The sequence below is a fragment of the Streptomyces sp. NBC_00224 genome (genome assembly GCF_041435195.1).
Lineage (GTDB): Bacteria > Actinomycetota > Actinomycetes > Streptomycetales > Streptomycetaceae > Streptomyces.
Window position 1 is genome coordinate 3,382,618 of sequence record NZ_CP108106.1, and the last position, 18,410, is coordinate 3,401,027.

Below are 18,410 nucleotides of genomic sequence, written 5' to 3' on the forward strand. Positions count from 1 at the left end.
CGAGGACCTGCCGGGGAGCGACTGTTTCCAGCCACTCCCCGGCCCGTACGCCCTACAGCGTCGCCGGGGCGGAACGTTCCGCCATCACCGGCTGGCCGCCCCGCAGCAGCGCCGTCCCCAGCGGGGTCAGCGTGTGCAGCACCGCGCTCCCGTGCCGCAGGGTCACCAGCAGGCCGGCCTCCCGCAGGACGCCGGCGTGCTGGCTGGCCGAGGCGAGCGACACCCCCGCCCTGCGGGCGAGTTCGCTCGTCGTACAGCCGTGGCCTATCGACTGGAGCACCGCCGAGCGGGTGTGCCCGACCAGCCGGCCGAGCGAGGGGCCGGGCGCGGTGCCCGCGCTCTGCCTCTCGTACGGCGTGAGGGTGTGCGTCACCGGATAGACCAGCACCGGCGCCAGCAGCGGGTCCTGGAGCGTCACCGGCGTACGGCGGCAGAAGAAGGACGGCTGCAGCAGCAGCCCGCGGCCCTCCAGGTACACATCCCGGTCCACCGGGTAGTCCGCCTCCAGGACGGGGGCCCGCCAGCGCATCATCGGCGGGAGCGAGGCGAGGAGTTCGTCCGCCCCGCCGTCGAGGAGCGCGCGGCCGCGGGCGGCCCGGTCGGCGTCGACGCGGGCCTGGATGTGCGTCCAGTACGGCGAGATGGCGGCCCGGTGGTAGCTGCGCAGTGTGCCCATGAGACGATCCAGCGGCTCGCCACGGCCCTCGGCAAGCGCCCGCACCCAGCGGGGCAGCCCCCGGGGCCCGGCGACCCGGGAGAGCTCGTCGTGCAGCCGGTCCTGCCCCGTCTCGCGCACGACCTCAAGCCCTGACTCGATGGTGTGCGGCCCTTCGGCGGGCGTGAGGAAGTCGGGAAAATAGCCGCGGCCCGGCACCACTGCGGAGAGCAGACGTGTTTCACCGTTCAACCGGGTACGCGTTTCCGTTCGCCATTCACCGAAGACTAGGGCGCCTCGACGGTCTCTTAATCGATGAAAGCTGAGAATCGTTTCCCACAGCGCGTCCGGACCAGGCGCCATACGCACCCGGGCCAGGTCCACGCCAGTGAAATGAATACGCAGCACCGAATCTCCACCTGTCTCGAATGTTGCAACGTGTTGCATCATGTTGCATCCGCAATCGTCCCGCCCCTGAGTATGCCTACCGTCACAGGCCGTGACCACCGGCCTTTCAGCCACACTTGAAAGGCATCGCGAGCAGCCCGTGTGTACCGAAAAGCTGTACGACGTCGGGCACGACACCTGGCCAACCGGAAAGACGTTGTGAGGACCGTGGGGGGCTTTGCTTCGTCTGGCGGCGGTCGGCATGGTGGCGGCTCCGTGCCCGGCGGGGATGACAGAGTGCGGTTCGCGGATGGGGATCCGTGAACCGCACTCTGCATTTAGGGCCAAGGGCCCGTTAAATGTCCGCACTTCAACAGGAATTAAGCGGACGCACACCCAGAAAACATGTGTGCCGGGCCCGGAACAAGCGGCACAAGGGCACGCGGCATGCGGCACAAGGGCACCCGGGCATGCGGAAGGGGCAGCACCCCCGCACAGGGTGCCGCCCCTTCTCTGTGGATCCGGGGCCGCCACCGGATCGGTGTTGAGGGTCGGGGACCCGGTGGCGGCTCCGGGGTCTTATCGGGAGTCGCTGCCCTTCGACTCCGCGGCCGCGCGGCCCGCCTCAAGACGGGCGACCGGGATGCGGAACGGCGAGCAGGACACGTAGTCCAGGCCCACCTCGTGGAAGAAGTGCACCGACTCCGGGTCGCCGCCGTGCTCGCCGCAGACGCCCAGCTTCAGGTCGGGGCGGGTGGCCCGGCCGGCCTGGACGGCGGAGCGCACCAGCGAGCCGACGCCGTCCTTGTCGATGGTCTCGAACGGCGAGACCCCGAAGATGCCCTTCTCCAGGTACGCGGTGAAGAAGCTCGCCTCCACGTCGTCCCGCGAGAAGCCCCAGACCGTCTGGGTCAGGTCGTTGGTGCCGAAGCTGAAGAACTGGGCCGCCTCGGCGATCTGGCCCGCCGTCAGGGCGGCGCGCGGCAGCTCGATCATCGTGCCGATGGTGAGCTTGAGGTCGGTGCCGGTGGCCGCCTCGACCTCGGCGATGACCTGGTCGGCCTCGTCGCGGACGATCTCCAGCTCCTGGACCGTGCCGACCAGCGGAATCATGATCTCCGCACGCGGGTCGCCCTTGGCGCCCCGGCGCTCGGCCGCGGCCTCCGCGATCGCCCGCACCTGCATGGCGAACAGACCCGGGATGACCAGGCCGAGGCGTACGCCGCGCAGACCCAGCATCGGGTTCTGCTCGTGCAGCTTGTGGACGGCCTGGAGGAGGCGCAGGTCGTTCTCGTTGGCGTCCTTGCGGGACTCGGCGAGGGCGACGCGCACCGACAGCTCGGTGATGTCGGGCAGGAACTCGTGCAGCGGCGGGTCGAGCAGCCGTACCGTCACCGGCAGCCCGTCCATCGCCTCGAAGAGCTCGATGAAGTCCTTCTTCTGGAGCGGCAGCAAGGCACTGAGTGCCGTCTCGCGCTCCTCGTCGGTGTCGGCCAGGATCAGCCGCTCGACCATCTCGCGGCGCTCGCCGAGGAACATGTGCTCGGTGCGGCACAGGCCGATGCCCTGGGCGCCGAACCGCCGCGCCCGCAGGGCGTCTTCGGCGTTGTCGGCGTTGGCCCGTACGCGCAGGCGGCGTACTCGGTCCGCGTACGCCATGATCCGGTGCACGGCCGCGACCAGCTCGTCCGCGTCGTCGGCGCCCGCGTGCATCCGGCCCTCGAAGTACTCGACGACCGGCGACGGCACGACCGGGACCTCACCGAGGTACACCTTGCCGGTGGAGCCGTCGATGGAGACGACGTCGCCCTCCTCGACGACCACACCGCCCGGCGCGGTCATCCGCCGCCGCTTGGTGTCGACCTCCAGCTCCTCGGCGCCGCAGACACAGGTCTTGCCCATGCCGCGCGCCACGACCGCCGCGTGCGAGGTCTTGCCGCCGCGCGAGGTCAGGATGCCCTCGGCGGCGATCATGCCGTCCAGGTCGTCCGGGTTGGTCTCGCGGCGGATCAGGATGACCTTCTCGCCCGAGCGGGACCACTTGATGGCGGTGTACGAGTCGAAGACCGCCTTGCCGACCGCGGCGCCCGGGGAGGCGGCGATGCCGCGCCCGAGCTGCTCGACCTTGGCCTGGTCGTCGAAGCGCGGGAACATCAGCTGGGCCAGCTGGGCGCCGTTGACGCGCTGGAGCGCCTCGGCCTCGTCGATCAGGCCCTGGTCCACCAGCTGGGTCGCGATCCGGAAGGCGGCACCGGCGGTGCGCTTGCCGACCCGGGTCTGGAGCATCCAGAGCTGGCCGCGCTCGATGGTGAACTCGATGTCGCAGAGGTCCTTGTAGTGGGTCTCAAGGGTCTCCATGATCTGCATGAGCTGGTCGTACGACTTCTTGTCGATCGACTCCAGCTCGGCCAGCGGCACGGTGTTGCGGATACCCGCGACGACGTCCTCGCCCTGGGCGTTCTGCAGGTAGTCGCCGTAGACGCCCTGGTGGCCGGAGGCGGGGTCGCGGGTGAAGGCGACGCCGGTGCCCGAGTCGGGGCCGAGGTTGCCGAACACCATCGAGCAGATGTTGACGGCGGTGCCCAGGTCGCCGGGGATGCGCTCCTGGCGGCGGTAGAGCTTGGCGCGGTCGGTGTTCCACGACTCGAAGACCGCCTTGACGGCGAGGTCCATCTGCTCGCGCGGGTCCTGCGGGAAGTCGCGTCCGCACTCGGTCTTGACGACCTTCTTGAAGTGCTTGACCAGCTTCTTCAGGTCGGCGGCGTCGAGGTCGGTGTCGACGGTGACCTTCTTGGCGGCCTTGGCGTCCTCAAGGGCGTCCTCGAAGAGCTCGCCGTCCACGCCGAGCACGGTCTTGCCGAACATCTGGATGAGGCGGCGGTAGGAGTCCCAGGCGAAGCGCTCGTCGCCGGACTGCTTGGTGAGACCGGTCACCGAGGCGTCCGAGAGCCCGATGTTGAGGACGGTGTCCATCATGCCGGGCATGGAGAACTTGGCGCCCGAGCGTACGGAGACGAGCAGCGGGTCGTCGGCCTGGCCGAGCTTCTTGCCCATCTTCTGCTCAAGGGCGTCGAGGTGCGCACTGACCTCGTCGCGCAGCGCGGCCGGCTCCTCGCCGCTGTCGAGGTAGACCTTGCACGCCTCGGTGGTGATGGTGAAGCCGGGAGGGACCGGCAGGCCGAGGTTGGTCATCTCGGCGAGGTTCGCGCCTTTTCCACCGAGCAGGTCCTTGAGGTCCCTGTTCCCTTCGGTGAAGTCGTAGACGAACTTCTGGCTGCGCTGGAGGTCTTTGTCTTCCGACACGGGTCTCGACTCCTCGGCTCCGAAATAGCGTGGCGGCTGCCCTGACGGCGAGGAACATACCCAGATCGAAGGTGTCTGGGTACGTCCACTTGTGCGTCATGGGGCCGTAACCACTCGTCCGCCACCAGATCGAAAGTAACCGCCAGGTAACCGGAGCGATCTTGATGTGTTCACTTCCTGAACTCAAATATCCCGAGAATGCGGTTCTAGCGCTCATCCGAGCACCCATAAGCGCAAGTGAGTCCACTTCTTGAACACGGAAGGGGTGGCACTGAGTGCCACCCCTTCTAGAGATGCAGCCGCCTCGAAAGTGCTCATCTGAGCGCAACCCCTATCAGGGGTGGCGAGAATCACGCCGCCGGACGGGCCGGAATTCCACGATCCGGACCCTGGATCACGCCAACGCGAAACGGCGGAACCGAGTCCGGTTCCGCCGTTTTCCTCCAGTTGGTACTGATCTACCCGCCCGAGGTGTCCAACTCGGCGTCCGCGCTGATCCCCGAGCAGTCGTACGGGTCCTTCAGCCAGCCGTCCGGCAGAACCACCCGGTTGTTGCCCGAGGTACGGCCGCGCGGGCCGTCGGCGCCGTCCGGCCACCCCTGGTCCAGGTCGAGCTCGCTCAACTGAGCGCTCAGCTCGTCCAGGGACGAGGTGATCGCCAGTCGCTTGCGCATCTCCGAGCCGACCGCGAACCCCTTGAGGTACCAGGCCACGTGCTTGCGGAAGTCGATCACACCGCGCGACTCGTCGCCGATCCACTCGCCGAGCAGCGTCGCGTGCCGCACCATCACGTCGGCGACCGTGCGCAGCGTGGGGCGCGCATAGGAGTCCGTACCCTCGAACGCGGCCACCAGGTCGCCGAAGAGCCAGGGGCGGCCGAGGCAGCCGCGGCCCACGACGACGCCGTCGCAGCCGGTCTCCTTCATCATCCGCAGCGCGTCCTCGGCGGACCAGATGTCGCCGTTGCCGAGCACCGGGATCTCCGGGACGTGCTCCTTCAGGCGTGCGATGGCGTCCCAGTCGGCGGTGCCGCCGTAGTGCTGGGCGGCGGTGCGGCCGTGCAGCGCTATCGCGGTGACGCCTTCTTCGACGGCGATGCGCCCGGCGTCCAGATAGGTGATGTGGTCGTCGTCGATGCCCTTGCGCATCTTCATGGTGACCGGCAGGTCCCCCGCGTTGGAGACGGCCTCGTTGAGGATCGCGCGCAGCAGCGGCCGCTTGTAGGGCAGGGCCGATCCCCCGCCCTTCCTCGTCACCTTGGGCACCGGGCAGCCGAAGTTCAGGTCGATGTGGTCGGCCAGGTCCTCGTCGACGATCATCCGGACCGCCTTGCCGACGGTGACCGGGTCGACCCCGTACAGCTGGATCGAGCGAGGCGTCTCCGTCTCGTCGAAGTGGATCAGCTGCATGGTCTTCTCGTTGCGCTCGACCAGCGCCCGCGTCGTGATCATCTCGCTCACGAACAGCCCCTTGCCCCCGCTGAATTCGCGGCAAAGGGTACGGAACGGGGCATTGGTGATGCCGGCCATGGGTGCCAGCACCACGGGAGGCTGCACGGCATGCGGGCCGATGTTGAGCGTGGTCATCCAGCCATTGTCGCGCATCATCCCGGTCATTAGTTAGCCGTACTACATGGACCGGGTCGTTAGTTAGGCATACTATCCATGCATGCCCGATCTCAACCCCCGGCGACGCATACTCGTGCTGGCGATCTGCTGCATGAGCCTGCTGATCGTCGGCCTCGACAACACGATCCTGAACGTGGCGCTGCCCACCATGCAGCGCGAACTGCACACCACGGTCTCCGGGATGCAGTGGACGATCGACGCGTACACGCTCGTCCTCGCCTCCCTGCTGATGCTCTCCGGCTCGACGGCCGACCGGATCGGCCGCCGCCGGGTCTTCATGGCGGGCCTGATCGTCTTCACCCTCGGCTCGCTGCTCTGCTCGCTCGCCCCGAACCTCTCCTCCCTGGTCGCCTTCCGCACGATCCAGGCGGTCGGCGGCTCGATGCTCAACCCGGTGGCGATGTCGATCATCACCAACACCTTCACCGAGCCGCGCGAGCGCGCCCGCGCCATCGGCGTGTGGAGCGGGGTCGTCGGTATCTCCATGGCGGCGGGCCCGATCGTCGGCGGCCTCCTGGTCGACTCGGTCGGCTGGCGCTCGATCTTCTGGATCAACCTGCCGGTGGGCCTGGCCGCACTCCTGCTGACCTGGCGTTACGTGCCCGAGTCCCGCGCGCCGAAGCCGCGCCGCCCCGACCCCGTGGGCCAGCTCCTGATCGTGGCACTGCTCGGCTCCCTCACGTACGCGATCATCGAGGCGCCGAGCGCGGGCTGGACGTCGGCGCGGATCCTGTTCTTCTGCGCGGTGGCGGCCGCCGCGCTCACCGGCCTCCTGATCTACGAGCCGAGGCGCCGCGAGCCGCTGATCGACCTGCGGTTCTTCCGCAGCGTGCCGTTCAGCGGGGCGACGGTGATCGCGGTCTCGGCGTTCGCCGCGCTGGGCGGCTTCCTGTTCGTCAACACGCTCTACCTGCAGAACGTACGCGGCCTCAACGCCCTGCACGCCGGGCTCTACATGGTGCCGATGGCGGCGGTGACGCTGGTGGCCGCACCCCTCTCCGGCCGTCTGGTGGCAAGCCGGGGCCCACGCCCGTCGCTCCTGATCGCGGGCGTCACGATGGCCGCGAGCGGGCTGGTGTTCGCGGCGTTCCGGGGCGAGTCGTCGACGCCGCTGCTCTTCACCGGGTACGTCCTGTTCGGCCTCGGCTTCGGCATGGTCAACTCCCCCATCACCAACACGGCCGTCTCCGGAATGCCCCGCTCCCAGGCGGGCGTCGCGGCGGCGGTGGCCTCGACCAGCCGCCAGACCGGCCAGACGCTGGGCGTCGCCGTGATCGGCGCGGTCCTCGCGGGAGGCCTGTCGGGCGCGGCCCCGGGCGGCTACGCCGACGCCTTCCCGGACGCGGCCCGCCCGGCCTGGTGGATCATCACGGGCTGCGGCCTGGCCGTCCTCGTCATGGGAGCGGCCACCAGCGGCCGCCGGGCCCGGGAGTCGGCACGGCGGACGGCGGAGCGGTTGGAGACGGAGACGGAAGTGGTGGGGGCGGGGGTCGCGTAGAGATCAGCGTTACGCGGGGAGCTCGCCGTGCTCCAGGTACACAGGATGCTGCTGGGCCCGGGCGGCCACGGCTGCCTTGACCCGGCGGGCGAGTCGCGGGATCAACAACTGGTCGACGTCTTTCGTCGGATGGAATGCGGCAGCCAACAGCTCGTCCGGCGAGAGCTTGATCGACGCCGAGGCCTGCTCACTCAATTCCCCACCGTCGAAGACATACAGGACTTTGTCCCCTTCGGTGGGGCTGGGTGCCCAGTCGACGACAAGGAGCGGGCCGATGTCCGGGCGGATGCCCAGCTCTTCCTCGACCTCGCGCCGACACGCGGCCAGAGGAGACTCGCCGGTCTCGACGTATCCGCCGGGGATCTCCCACATCGGCTTGTACGAGGGGCGGACCAGCAGGACACGGCTCTGAGCATCGAAGAACACCGCGCCCGCCGCCATGCGGGGCCGTGCCATCCGCTGCTCGTGGTCGTTCTCAGGCATGACACGAGCCTACTGACCACCCGTCGGCAGTCCGACTCGGCCATGGGCCGGTCGGCCAGGGCCCAGCCGTGTGACACTCGCCCGGACGGAGCAAGGGGGCCCTGTGCACGCCATCGCTGACCGCCTCGCGTTCGGCAGACGGACGCGGTTCCACCGGGAGCGGCGCGGCCTCACCCAGGGGGAGCTCGGCGCGCTGCTGAACCGGTCCGAGGACTGGGTGTACCGGGTCGAGTCCGGCCGCATTCCGGTCAACAACCTGAAGATGCTGACGGACTTGGCGGCAGCGCTACGGATCCGCTTGGAGGATCTGCTCGGGTCTGCGGCGCTTCTCGACGGCCGTGACGAGTGCGACGGCCACCTGCCCGCCATCCGGTCGGCGCTGATGTGGTCCCGGCACCTCGCCGGAGGCTTGTACGAGGGGCGGGAGCCGCCGCGCCCGGAGCGTCTCACCTGGGAGGTCGGCGCCGCATGGAGCCTCTACCAGTCGTCGCAGTACGCGCGGCTCATCGGACTCCTTCCGGCGCTGCTGGCGGACGTACGCCTGGCCGCACAGAAACATTCCGCCGGGCCCGACAAGGCCCGGGCACTCGGCCTGTTCGCGCTGACGTGCCATGTCACCGCAGCCGTCCTGCGCAAGCGGGGAGAGACCGACCTCGCCTGGACGGCCGCCGACCAAGGTGACGTGGCCGCGTGCGAGTCCGGTGATCCGGCCGTGATCCTCGCTCTGCGGCGGTGCGTGGCACACGTCCAGCTCGGGGCCGGGATGCCGGCGGAATCGGTGAACACCACGTTGCGCGCTGCGGACGGTCTCCCGCATGGCTGGTGGGACTCCTCTCCCACGTCGCTCTCCCTGTACGGGACGCTCCTCCTGAACGGTGCGGTCGCGGCCGCACGGCTGCGCGACCGGCCGTTGGCCGACGACCTCATGACGAGGGCAACCGGGGCAGCCGATCGGCTGGGCCTGGACACCGATGAGATGTGGACGTCGTTCGGGCCGGCGAACGTCGAGATCCACCGCCTGGCGCTGGCGCTGGAGTTCGACGACGTACAGCTGGCCCTGGAAATGGCGATCGGCCTGCGCCCCAGCCCGAAGCTGCCGGTTGAGCGGCGGGCGCGGGCTCGTCTCGACGTCGCCCGGGCGTACGGGGAGGCGGGTCGCACGGATGAGGCGGCAGAGCAGCTGAAGCGGGCCTTCAGGGCGGCTCCCGAACAGATGCGGGCGCACGAGCTCGCGCGCGGTCTGGCGCGCCGCCTGTACAAGCGGAGCGGCCGTCGCGAGGTCCGCGAACTCGCCTTGGGGCTGGGCGCGCTCGACTAGGCGCGCCTCCTTGAGCGGGTCGCGGGCCGGACCCGGAATTTCCTTCCGGGTCCGGCCCGTCTCCCGGCTCTACGGTCTCCCTTCCAGGCCGCTCGCACAGGGAGAGTGGCCGATCGGCTGACGCCATCGAAGGAGCGGTCATGGGATGGGGAACCGGTAAGGGCGGTAGCGGTGGCGACGGACAGCACTCGGGCGGCAAGGACCCGGGTACCTCCAAACCCTCGCCGGACAGCTCGCAGCCCAAACCGCCGCCGAAGCACGGGAAGTAGAGCCCGAAGAGCGATGACGAACCACATCGGAACCGCTGAGCAGACCGCGATGCGGGGTCTGCTCGGCGCACTCGACGACGACCGGCTCTCGCCCCTTCCCCCGGAGTGGGAGCAAGCGTTCTGGGCCGTGCCCCGGCACAGGTTCCTGCCGGAGAGGATCTGGCTCGGCGACGACCTGAAGGCCTGCACCCGGGACTCGGCACCGGCCACCTGGCTGCGCGCGGCGTATGCGGACGGGCCCGTGGTGACGCAGCTCAATGACGGTGAGGACCCCGGCGCCAAGGGGCGCTGGCCCTCGTCGTCAGCCTCGTCACCGTCCATCGTCTTCCGCATGCTCGACCTGCTCAGGCTTCGGCCCGGTCACCGGGTGCTGGAGATCGGCACTGGAACGGGCTGGAACGCGGGGCTGCTCGCCAACAGGCTCGGGTCGGCGAACGTGACCACCGTCGAAGTGGACCCGACGCTCGCGGAGAACGCCGCACGCGTGCTGAAGAGCATCGGCCTGGAGCCGAAGGTGGTCGCCGGGGACGGCTCTCACGGCCACCCGGACGCGGCACAGTACGACCGCGTCATCGCCACATGCTCGGTCCGAGAAGTGCCCCACGCCTGGCTCGAACAGACCGCCCCGGGCGGACTGATCCTCACTCCATGGGAGACGCCGTGGCTCTGCTACGGGCTGCTGCGCCTCACCGTCGACGGTGAGGGCGTGGCCTCCGGCTGGTTCTCCCCGCATGCGTCGTTCATGCTCATCCGGGGCCAACGCACTGACCTGCGGGTCTATCGGGACGTGGTACGAGACGAGCATGTCCCCGCAGAGTCGGTCACCCATCTCTCGCCGTGGGCAGTGGCAGGGGACAACTGGGCCGCCCAGTTCGCCATCGGGCTCCGCACCCGTGACGTCTGGCGGACCTGGCATGAGGGCCCCGACGTCGACGGAGTCGCTTCCCGGCTCTGGCTGGCCACCACCGACGCGACGTCGTGGGCGGCGGTCGACCAGGACGGCCTGGACGTGGATCGCTTCACCGTGTGGGAGTACGGTCCCCGGCGGCTGTGGGCCGAGGTGGAGGCGGCGTACGAGTGGTGGCGGCACATCGGCAGACCCAAGCCGGACCGCTTCGGAATGACGGTGTCCCCGGACGGTCGGCATACGGCCTGGCTCGACTCGCCGGACCACCCGGTGCCCGGGCCGGGTTGAGCTCAATCCGGCTACGCGCGCGCAGCGGCACTCCAGCCGATGGGGCCCTACACCGCCGCGCCCTCCAGCACCGCCATCTCCAGCAACCGCTCAAGCCCTGCCCGCGAGGCGTCGTCCAGCGGAACGTACGTCACCAGGCGCGGGCCCGAGGACGGGCCCAGCCACAGGTTGGTGTGTTCCAGGTGGAGGAGGCCCACATGGGCGTTGCGGATGTACTTCTCGCGGCCGCTCTGGTCGACCACCTCGTGGCGGGCCCAGATCTCGCGGAACTCGGGCGAGCCGTTCTCCAGCCGGTTCAGGAGCGTCTTCCAGGCGGGCTCGGCCAGGTGCTCGGCCATGGAGGCGCGGAACTTCGCGGCCATCATCCGGTTGACGTCCGGCAGATCGGCGACCGCCGCGCGCCAGTCGTCGTCGGTGAAGGCCAGCCACATGCAGTTGCGGTCCTCGGGCGGCAGCGCGTCCAGGTCGCAGAGCAGCCTGGCGTACGTGCGGTTGTACGCCAGGATGTCGTACCGGCTGTTCTGGATGCAGGCGGGCAGCGGCTCCAGTTGGTCCAGCATCGCGCGCATCGACGGAGTCACCGTCGGGCAGGGCGCGTTGGGGTTCGGGTCGCTCGTGCCCGCGAGGGCGAAGAGGTGCGCGCGCTCGCTGGGGTCCATCAGCAGGGCGCGCGCGAGCGCGTCCAGGACCTGCGCGGAGACCTGGATGTCCCGGGCCTGCTCCAGCCAGGTGTACCAGGTGACGCCGACGGCGGAGAGGTGGGCGACATCCTCGCGGCGCAGCCCGGGGGTGCGCCGGCGGCGGCCGTGCGGCAGGCCGACCTGTTCGGGCGTGATGCGCTCGCGGCGGCTGCGCAGAAACTCCGCCAGCTCGTGCCTGCGGACGTCGGACTCCGGGGCCACAGTGGTCATGGAACCAGGGTGCCGCAGCGCCCACCCCATTGCCAGGTACTGCATGTACCAGGATAAAGAGACTCTGGTACCAGGCTGAGCGAAGGACGATCGTCTTCTGCGTGAGCAATGACGTGAGTACTTCCGGATCCACATCCACCGCAGAGGTCGCCGCCACCGCAGAGGTCGCCGCCGTCCCGGTCATCCGCCACGGCGGCACGGCGATCGGCTCGCTCGGGCTGTTCACCGTGCTGCTCGGCGCGGCCCTGCCCCTGATCGACTTCTTCATCGTCAACGTCGCCCTGCCCACCATGGAGAAGGACCTGTCCGCGGGCCCGGCCACGCTGGAACTGGTGGTCGCGGGCTACGGCCTCGCGTACGCCGTCCTGCTCGTCCTCGGCGGCCGGCTCGGCGACACCGCCGGGCGGCGCCGGCTCTTCCTCGTCGGCATGGCCGCCTTCGGCGTGACCTCGCTGGCCTGCGGTCTGGCGCCGACCGCCTGGACACTCGTCGCGGCCCGGGTCGCCCAGGGCGCCGCGTCCGCGCTGATGCTGCCGCAGGTCCTCGCCACCATCCAGGCCACCACGGCCGGACCGCGCCGGGCCCGCGCGATGAGCCTGTACGGGGCGACCGCCGGGCTCTCGATGGTCGCCGGGCAGATCCTCGGCGGCGTGCTGGTCGCCGCCGACATCGCGGGCAGCGGCTGGCGCGCGGTCTTCCTGGTCAACGTCCCCGTGGTGATCGTCGGGCTGGTGCTCGCGGTCCGCAGTGTGCCGGAGACCCGCTCGGACCGGCCCGCCTCGGTGGACGTGCCCGGCACGCTGCTGCTCGCGCTCTCGCTGATCAGCCTGCTGCTGCCGCTGACCGAGGGGCGCGCGGCCGGGTGGCCGCTGTGGACCTGGGTCTCGCTCGCACTCTTCCCGTTCGCCGCCTTCGCGTTCTTCCGGACCGAGCAGCGGGCCGACCGCCGCGGCGGTACGCCGCTGGTCCCGCCGAGCCTGCTGAAGCTGCCCTCGCTGCACCGGGGCCTCGCCATGATCGTGCCGTTCTCGGTGGGCTTCAGCGGCTTCATGTTCGTGATCGCGGTCGTCCTCCAGCAGGGCCTGCGGATGGGCCCGGTCTCCGCCGGGCTCGCCCTGGTGCCGATGGCGGTGGCGTTCTTCGCCGCGTCGCTCGCCGGGCCGCGTCTGATCGGCCGGTACGGGAGCCGGGTCGTCACCGCCGGCGGCCTCATCCAGGGCCTCGGCATCACGGTCCTGGTGCTCACCGTCTGGCAGGACTGGTCCGGCCTCGGGATAGCCGAGCTGGCGCCGGGTGTCGCGCTGGCCGGGCTCGGCCAGGGCCTCCAGCTTCCGGTGCTGTTCCGGATCGTGCTCTCCGACGTCCCGACCGACCGCGCGGGTGTGGGCAGCGGCGTCCTGGTGACCACCCAGCAGTCCGCCCTCGCCCTCGGCGTCGCCACCCTCGGCAGCCTCTTCCTCTCGCTCGCGTCCTCGATGGGCACCCGGGACGCACTGGTGGTGACCTTGCTGGTGCAGCTGGCGGCGGTGGTACTCACGGTGCTGCTGAGCCTGCGGCTGCCGAAGACGGTGGGGTGACGGCCGACCCGTAGGCGCGGAATGACAGATGACAAGTAACAGATGACAGATATTGAAATCTGTCATCTGTTATGCGATGGTTGGTATCGCAACCCCCACACCCCTCAAGGAGTGACCAGCCATGCGCACCCGCACCCTCGGCACCACCGGCCCCCAGGTCTCCGCCCTCGGCCTCGGCTGCATGGGCATGTCCGCGCTGTACGGCGAGGCCGACCGGGCCGAGTCGATCGCCACCATCCACGCCGCGCTCGACGCGGGCGTGACCCTGCTCGACACCGGCGACTTCTACGGCATGGGCCACAACGAGCTGCTGATCGGCGAGGCGCTGCGCAGCGCGCCCGCCGCCGCGCGCGAACAGGCGCTCACCAGCGTCAAGTTCGGCGCCCTGCGCGACCCGGACGGCGGCTGGGCCGGTTACGACGGCCGCCCCTCGGCGGTGAAGAGCTTCGCCGCGTACTCCCTCCAGCGGCTCGGCGTCGACCACATCGACGTCTACCGCATCGCCCGGCTCGACCCGGACGTCCCGGTCGAGGAGACCGTCGGCGCCATCGCCGAACTGGTCGAGGCCGGACACGTACGACACATCGGGATGTCGGAGGTCGGCGCGGACACCCTGCGCCGGGCCGCCGCGGTCGCCCCGATCTCCGACCTCCAGATCGAGTACTCGCTGATCTCGCGCGGCATCGAGGACGAGATCCTGCCGACCGCCAAGGAGCTGGGCATCGGCATCACCGCGTACGGCGTGCTCTCGCGCGGTCTGATCAGCGGCCACTTCACCCGTGACCGGCAGCTGGCGGCGAATGACTTCCGCGGGATGAGCCCCCGCTTCCAGGGCGACAACCTCGACCGCAACCTGGACCTGGTCGAGGCGCTGCGCGAGGTCGCCGAGCACCAGGGCGTCTCGGTCGCGCAGATCGCGATCGCCTGGGTGATCGCGCAGGGCGAGCGGTTCGGCGCGGACGTGGTGCCGCTGGTCGGCGCCCGCCGCCGGGACCGCCTCACCGAGGCGCTCGGCGCCCTGGACGTCACGTTCGACGCCCGTGACCTGGCCGCGATCGAGGCGGCGGTCCCGGCCGGAGCGGCCTCGGGCGAGCGCTACCCGGCGGCGCAGATGGCCCATCTGGACAGCGAGCACTGAGTTGTCCACAGGGCCGGGCCGGGTGGCGGACACGGCGGGTAACGTCAAGGTCATGAGTACGGAACCACTGACCGCCGAGCGCATCCTCGAAGCGACCGAGGAAGTGCTGCGCCGCCACGGCCCGGCGAAGGCCACGGTCGTCGATGTCGCCCGCCAGCTCGGCGTCAGCCACGGCAGTGTGTACCGCCACTTCCGTACGAAGTCGGCGCTGCGGGAGGCCGTCACCAAGCGCTGGCTGGACCGTACGACGCGCGAGCTGAACTCCATCGCGGACGACGAGCCCAAGGACGCGGAGGCGTCGCTGCGGGCCTGGCTGGCGGGGCTCTTCGAGGCCAAGCGCCGCAAGGCGGGCGACGACCCCCAGCTGTTCGCGACGTACGAGGTGCTGCTCGCGGAGAACAGCGCGGTGGTCGAGGAGCACATCACCGAACTGGTCGCGCAGATCGAGCAGATCGTCCACCGGGGCGTGGAGCGCGGTCAGTTCACGTCCCTGGGGCCGGACGCGAGCGTGGCCCGCGCGGTCTTCGACGCCACGAGCCGCTTCCACGACCCGGCGTACGCACCGCAGTGGCTCAAGCCGGAGATCCTGGCGGAGTTCGGGGCCGTGGCCGACCTGGTCCTGGGCGGCCTGCGGCTCCCCCGGGGCCGCTAACGCCGGCGGGTGTAGTCCACGGTCGCGGCGCCCGAGCCGGAGGACACCGTGATGCGGCGGTCCGAGGCCGGGTCGCGCAGGGAGTCCTCGATGTCGCGGGCGCCCGAGCCCTTGGTGCCCTCGACCCGGTAGCGGGAGCCCGCGGGGAGTCGGAGGTCGACGCTGCCCGAGCCGGTGGAGGCGGTGACCTCGCGGGGCGGGGCGGCGAACTCCAGCTCCGCGTGGCCGGAGCCGGAGTGCACCTCGGCCTTGGTGGAGCCGATCGCGTCGCCGCTGAAGGAGCCGGAGCCGACGGAGGCGTTGATCGGGCCGCGTACGCCGTAGAGCTTGACGGTGCCGGAGCCGCCGTCGACGTCGACCGGGCCGGTGAGGCCGCTGACCCGGACGGTGCCGGAGCCGCTGTTCACCTTGAGCGCGACCCCGGCGGGCACGGTCAGGTCCAGCTCGACGGAGCAGCCGAGGCTGGTGACGGCGAACCTGCCGTCGCACTCGGGCCGCAGCTTGAGGGTGTCGCCGTCCCACTCCTTGGCGACCTTCGGTTTGCGCAGCGACCAGGAGAGCCGCTCCTGGATGCGGACCTCGCCCTCGACGCCCGGCGTCACGGTCAGCTCGGCGCTGCCCGCGTCCACCTGGATCGTCCTGACCGGGTGGCGGTCGCTGGTCTCGACGCTGGTGTGGCTGGAGGTCTGGCGGGCGTACTGCGCGTACACCTCGAAGCCCAGCGGCGCCACCACGAGCAGCGCGCTGAGCGCGGCGGCCAGGATCCACCGCCCTCGGTGCCGGGGCCGCTCGCGGTTCGTACCGGCACCCGGGGGGCGGGTGTCGGTGGCGGTCATGAGCCGCCGTCCAGGAACCGCAGGACCGCGAGGACACGGCGGTGGTCGCCGTCGGCGACGGGCAGGTCGAGCTTGGCGAAGATGCTGTTGATGTGTTTGGCGACGGCGCTCTCGCTGACGACCAGCTGCTCGGCGATGCCCGCGTTGGAGCGGCCCTCGGCCATCAGGGCGAGGACTTCGCGTTCGCGCGGGGTGAGGCGTTCCAGCGGGTCGTTGCCGCCGCCCCGGCGCAGCAGCAGCTGGGCGACGACCTGCGGGTCGAGCGCGGTGCCGCCGCCCGCGACGCGCCTGAGCGCGTCGATGAACTCCTCGACGTCGGCGACCCGTTGCTTGAGCAGGTAGCCGATGCCGCCGCTCTGGGCGGTGAGCAGGTCGGCCGCGTACCGCTCCTCGACGTACTGCGAGAGGAGCAGTACGGCGGTGTCCGGCCACTGCTGACGGATCATCAGGGCGGCTCGTACGCCCTCGTCGGTGAAGCCGGGCGGCATCCGCACGTCGACCAGGGCCAGCTTCGGCCGGTGTTCCTCGACGGCGGCGAGCAGCCCGTCGGCGTCCTCCGCCTCGGCGGCCACCTCGAACCCCGCCATCTCCAGGACCTTGACGAGTCCTATCCGCAGCAGCACCGAGTCCTCGGCGATCACAGCCCGCACGGCAGCTCCACAGTGATGACGGTCGGGCCCCCGAGGGGGCTGTTGATCCGGATGGTTCCGTCCACGGACCCTACGCGTTTGGCGAGGCCCCGCAGTCCGGTGCCGGCGGCGGCGTCGGCGCCCCCGGCCCCGTTGTCGGAGACGGTGAGGCGCAGCAGGTCGCCGCGGCGGCCGATCTGGACGGAACAGCGCGTCGCCCGGGCGTGCTTGGCGACGTTCGCCAGCGCCTCGGAGACGACGAAGTAGGCGACGGCCTCGACCGTGGGGGCCGGGCGGCGGTCGATGTCGACGGTGAGCTCGACGGGCAGCGGGGCACGGGCGGCGATGCCGGACAGGGCGGCATCCAGGCCCCGGTCGTCGAGGACGGCCGGGTGCAGCCCGCGCACCAGGTTGTTGAGCTCCTCGATGGCCTCCTTGGCCTCGCGGTGCGCCTCGTCGATGACGGCCCGGGCCTCGGGCGGCAGATCGGTGAGGGTGGCGCGGGCCAGGCCCAGGTTCATGGCGAGCGAGACCAGCCGCTGCTGGGCGCCGTCGTGCAGGTCGCGCTCGATGCGGCGGCGCTCGGCGTCGGCGGCGTCCAGCACCCCGGCGCGGCTCTCGGCCAGGGTCTCCACGCGCCGCTCCAGCTCCTTGGCGCGGTTGGGGCCGAGCAGGGCGGCGGCCGCATGGCCGTCGAGCCGTGCGGCGGCGGCCGCGAACCAGGGGGTGGCGAGCAGGAGCAGCACCCCGCCGACGGAGAACAGGACGTACGCGTCGGTCCAGACCGGGAGCCGGGCGTTCAGCGGCAGCGCCCACAGCCACGACAGGACGAAGGCGCACACGCAGCCCGCCACCCAGCCGCACACCACCAGGACGCCCGCCGCCGCGGCGAGCGGGGCGACGAGGAGGTGGTAGCCGTACTGCCGCCAGGTCGACTCCGACCGCAGCCGCTCGACGAGCCCGCGCCAGCTCAGTCTGCGGCTGCGCCAGGCGATGCCCGGCACGTCGAGGCCGAGCAGCGACCAGAAGCGGCTGCGCTGGAGGGCGGTGAGGAGCGGGCTGAGGACGAGCACGGACAGCAGGGCGCCGGGGGTATGTCCGGGCGCGAGGACCATGTACGTGACGGAGCCGGCGGCGGGCAGTGCGAGCGGTATGCCCGCCACCGCGAAGGTGGTGTTGCGCCAGGCCCACGCCGACCACGGGGCGTGCGCGGCGGCCCAGTCGAACGCGCGCCGCAGCGGGCCGGGAGTTGCCATGTGCATACCGTAAACGCCCAGGTCGGAGCGGTGCCATCACGCTACTGCCCGCTCGGGGGTATAGCTGGCACCACCCCCAGGTCGGACAGTCGCGCTACTGATCTCAACCGCCCGGCGGGCGAGGCTTGTTGCCGTGCCCGGAGGAGAGACCACCGGGCCGGAAGGAGCCCCACCACCATGACGCTCGTCGCCCCGCAGATCCGCATCCGCCGGCCGCGCCTCGCGACGCTGCTGACGGGAGCGGGGGTTTCTCTGGTGCCGTGGATGGTGGTCCTCGCGCAGACCCTGCCGCAGACCGTCGAGGTCTCCAACTGGCCGCTGGCGTGGATAGGCCTGGACGCGGGGCTCGCCGTGGGGCTCGTGGGGACCGGGGTACTGCTGCGGCGCGGGGACCCGCGGGTGTCGGCTGCGGCGGCCGCGACGGGGGCGCTGCTGTTGATGGACGCGTGGTTCGACGTCACGACCGCGGCGCCGGGTGCCGAGCTCGCGACGGCCGTCGCACTCGCCGTACTTGCGGAGCTGCCGCTGGCGGCGGCCTGCGCGGTCCTCGCGGGGCGGCGCGCGTAGGACTTCACCTGCGGGCCGGTGGGGGCTGGTCGCGCAGTTCCCCGCGCCCCTATAGGCAAAAGGCCTGGCCCCGTACCGCATGCTCATGCGGTACGGGGCCAGGCTTTT

The 18,410-nt window shown here is 70.9% G+C and carries 15 protein-coding genes; 7 read left to right on the forward strand and 8 right to left on the reverse strand.

Features of this window, described 5'->3' with window-relative positions:
• Positions 1 to 52 precede the first annotated feature (52 nt).
• From OG965_RS15210 to dusB, 3 genes are all read right to left on the reverse strand, one after another.
• Positions 53 to 1,063 (reverse strand): ArsR/SmtB family transcription factor, encoded by a 1,011-nt coding sequence (locus OG965_RS15210; protein ID WP_371652608.1) that lies wholly within the window; start codon positions 1,061 to 1,063, stop codon positions 53 to 55.
• Positions 1,064 to 1,621: 558 nt separating this feature from the next.
• Positions 1,622 to 4,345, reverse strand: a complete 2,724-nt coding sequence (gene ppdK, locus OG965_RS15215; protein WP_371652609.1) for a pyruvate, phosphate dikinase — start codon at positions 4,343 to 4,345, stop codon at positions 1,622 to 1,624.
• Positions 4,346 to 4,803: 458 nt separating this feature from the next.
• Positions 4,804 to 5,949, reverse strand: a complete 1,146-nt coding sequence (gene dusB, locus OG965_RS15220; protein WP_371656945.1) for a tRNA dihydrouridine synthase DusB — start codon at positions 5,947 to 5,949, stop codon at positions 4,804 to 4,806.
• Between the two features lie 64 nt (positions 5,950 to 6,013).
• Here dusB and OG965_RS15225 point away from each other — a divergent pair, with 64 nt between their 5' ends.
• Entirely contained in the window at positions 6,014 to 7,471 is a 1,458-nt protein-coding gene (locus tag OG965_RS15225) for an MFS transporter (RefSeq protein WP_371652610.1), read from the forward strand.
• A gap of 9 nt (positions 7,472 to 7,480) precedes the next feature.
• Here the strand turns inward: OG965_RS15225 and OG965_RS15230 are convergent, their stop codons facing one another.
• A complete protein-coding gene (locus tag OG965_RS15230) occupies positions 7,481 to 7,954 on the reverse strand; it encodes an NUDIX domain-containing protein (protein ID WP_371652611.1) in 474 nt (157 codons plus the stop codon).
• Between the two features lie 103 nt (positions 7,955 to 8,057).
• On the opposite strand from OG965_RS15230, the gene OG965_RS15235 reads away from it, so the two are divergent.
• A complete protein-coding gene (locus OG965_RS15235) occupies positions 8,058 to 9,272 on the forward strand; it encodes a helix-turn-helix domain-containing protein (protein ID WP_371652612.1) in 1,215 nt (404 codons plus the stop codon).
• A gap of 282 nt (positions 9,273 to 9,554) precedes the next feature.
• Positions 9,555 to 10,736, forward strand: a complete 1,182-nt coding sequence (locus tag OG965_RS15240) for a methyltransferase domain-containing protein (RefSeq protein ID WP_371652613.1) — start codon at positions 9,555 to 9,557, stop codon at positions 10,734 to 10,736.
• Between the two features lie 47 nt (positions 10,737 to 10,783).
• On the opposite strand, the gene OG965_RS15245 is transcribed toward OG965_RS15240, so the two are convergent.
• Positions 10,784 to 11,647, reverse strand: a complete 864-nt coding sequence (locus OG965_RS15245) for a helix-turn-helix transcriptional regulator (protein WP_371652614.1) — start codon at positions 11,645 to 11,647, stop codon at positions 10,784 to 10,786.
• Between the two features lie 182 nt (positions 11,648 to 11,829).
• On the opposite strand from OG965_RS15245, the gene OG965_RS15250 reads away from it, so the two are divergent.
• The 3 genes from OG965_RS15250 to OG965_RS15260 all read left to right on the forward strand — a co-directional run bounded on the left by OG965_RS15250 (position 11,830) and on the right by OG965_RS15260 (position 15,014).
• Positions 11,830 to 13,224 (forward strand): MFS transporter, encoded by a 1,395-nt coding sequence (locus OG965_RS15250; RefSeq protein ID WP_371656946.1) that lies wholly within the window; start codon positions 11,830 to 11,832, stop codon positions 13,222 to 13,224.
• 121 nt (positions 13,225 to 13,345) lie between these two features.
• Positions 13,346 to 14,362, forward strand: coding sequence for an aldo/keto reductase (locus OG965_RS15255; RefSeq protein ID WP_371652615.1), 1,017 nt, complete (start codon positions 13,346 to 13,348; stop codon positions 14,360 to 14,362).
• 52 nt (positions 14,363 to 14,414) lie between these two features.
• Complete coding sequence (locus tag OG965_RS15260) at positions 14,415 to 15,014, forward strand: TetR family transcriptional regulator (protein WP_371652616.1); 600 nt, start codon at positions 14,415 to 14,417, stop codon at positions 15,012 to 15,014.
• Here OG965_RS15260 and OG965_RS15265 read toward each other — a convergent pair.
• Genes OG965_RS15265 through OG965_RS15275 form a run of 3 tightly spaced genes read right to left on the reverse strand, consistent with a single transcriptional unit; the run spans position 15,011 to position 17,741 of the window.
• Complete coding sequence (locus tag OG965_RS15265) at positions 15,011 to 15,850, reverse strand: DUF4097 family beta strand repeat-containing protein (protein ID WP_371652617.1); 840 nt, start codon at positions 15,848 to 15,850, stop codon at positions 15,011 to 15,013. The genes OG965_RS15260 and OG965_RS15265 overlap by 4 nt on opposite strands.
• On the reverse strand, positions 15,847 to 16,500 hold the full coding sequence (locus tag OG965_RS15270; RefSeq protein ID WP_371652618.1) for a response regulator: 654 nt from the start codon (positions 16,498 to 16,500) through the stop codon (positions 15,847 to 15,849). Before OG965_RS15270 ends, OG965_RS15265 begins: the two co-directional genes overlap by 4 nt.
• Entirely contained in the window at positions 16,488 to 17,741 is a 1,254-nt protein-coding gene (locus OG965_RS15275; RefSeq protein WP_371652619.1) for a histidine kinase, read from the reverse strand. Before OG965_RS15275 ends, OG965_RS15270 begins: the two co-directional genes overlap by 13 nt.
• A 171-nt stretch (positions 17,742 to 17,912) precedes the next feature.
• Here OG965_RS15275 and OG965_RS15280 point away from each other — a divergent pair, with 171 nt between their 5' ends.
• Positions 17,913 to 18,302 (forward strand): hypothetical protein, encoded by a 390-nt coding sequence (locus OG965_RS15280; protein ID WP_371652620.1) that lies wholly within the window; start codon positions 17,913 to 17,915, stop codon positions 18,300 to 18,302.
• Positions 18,303 to 18,410: the final 108 nt, after the last annotated feature.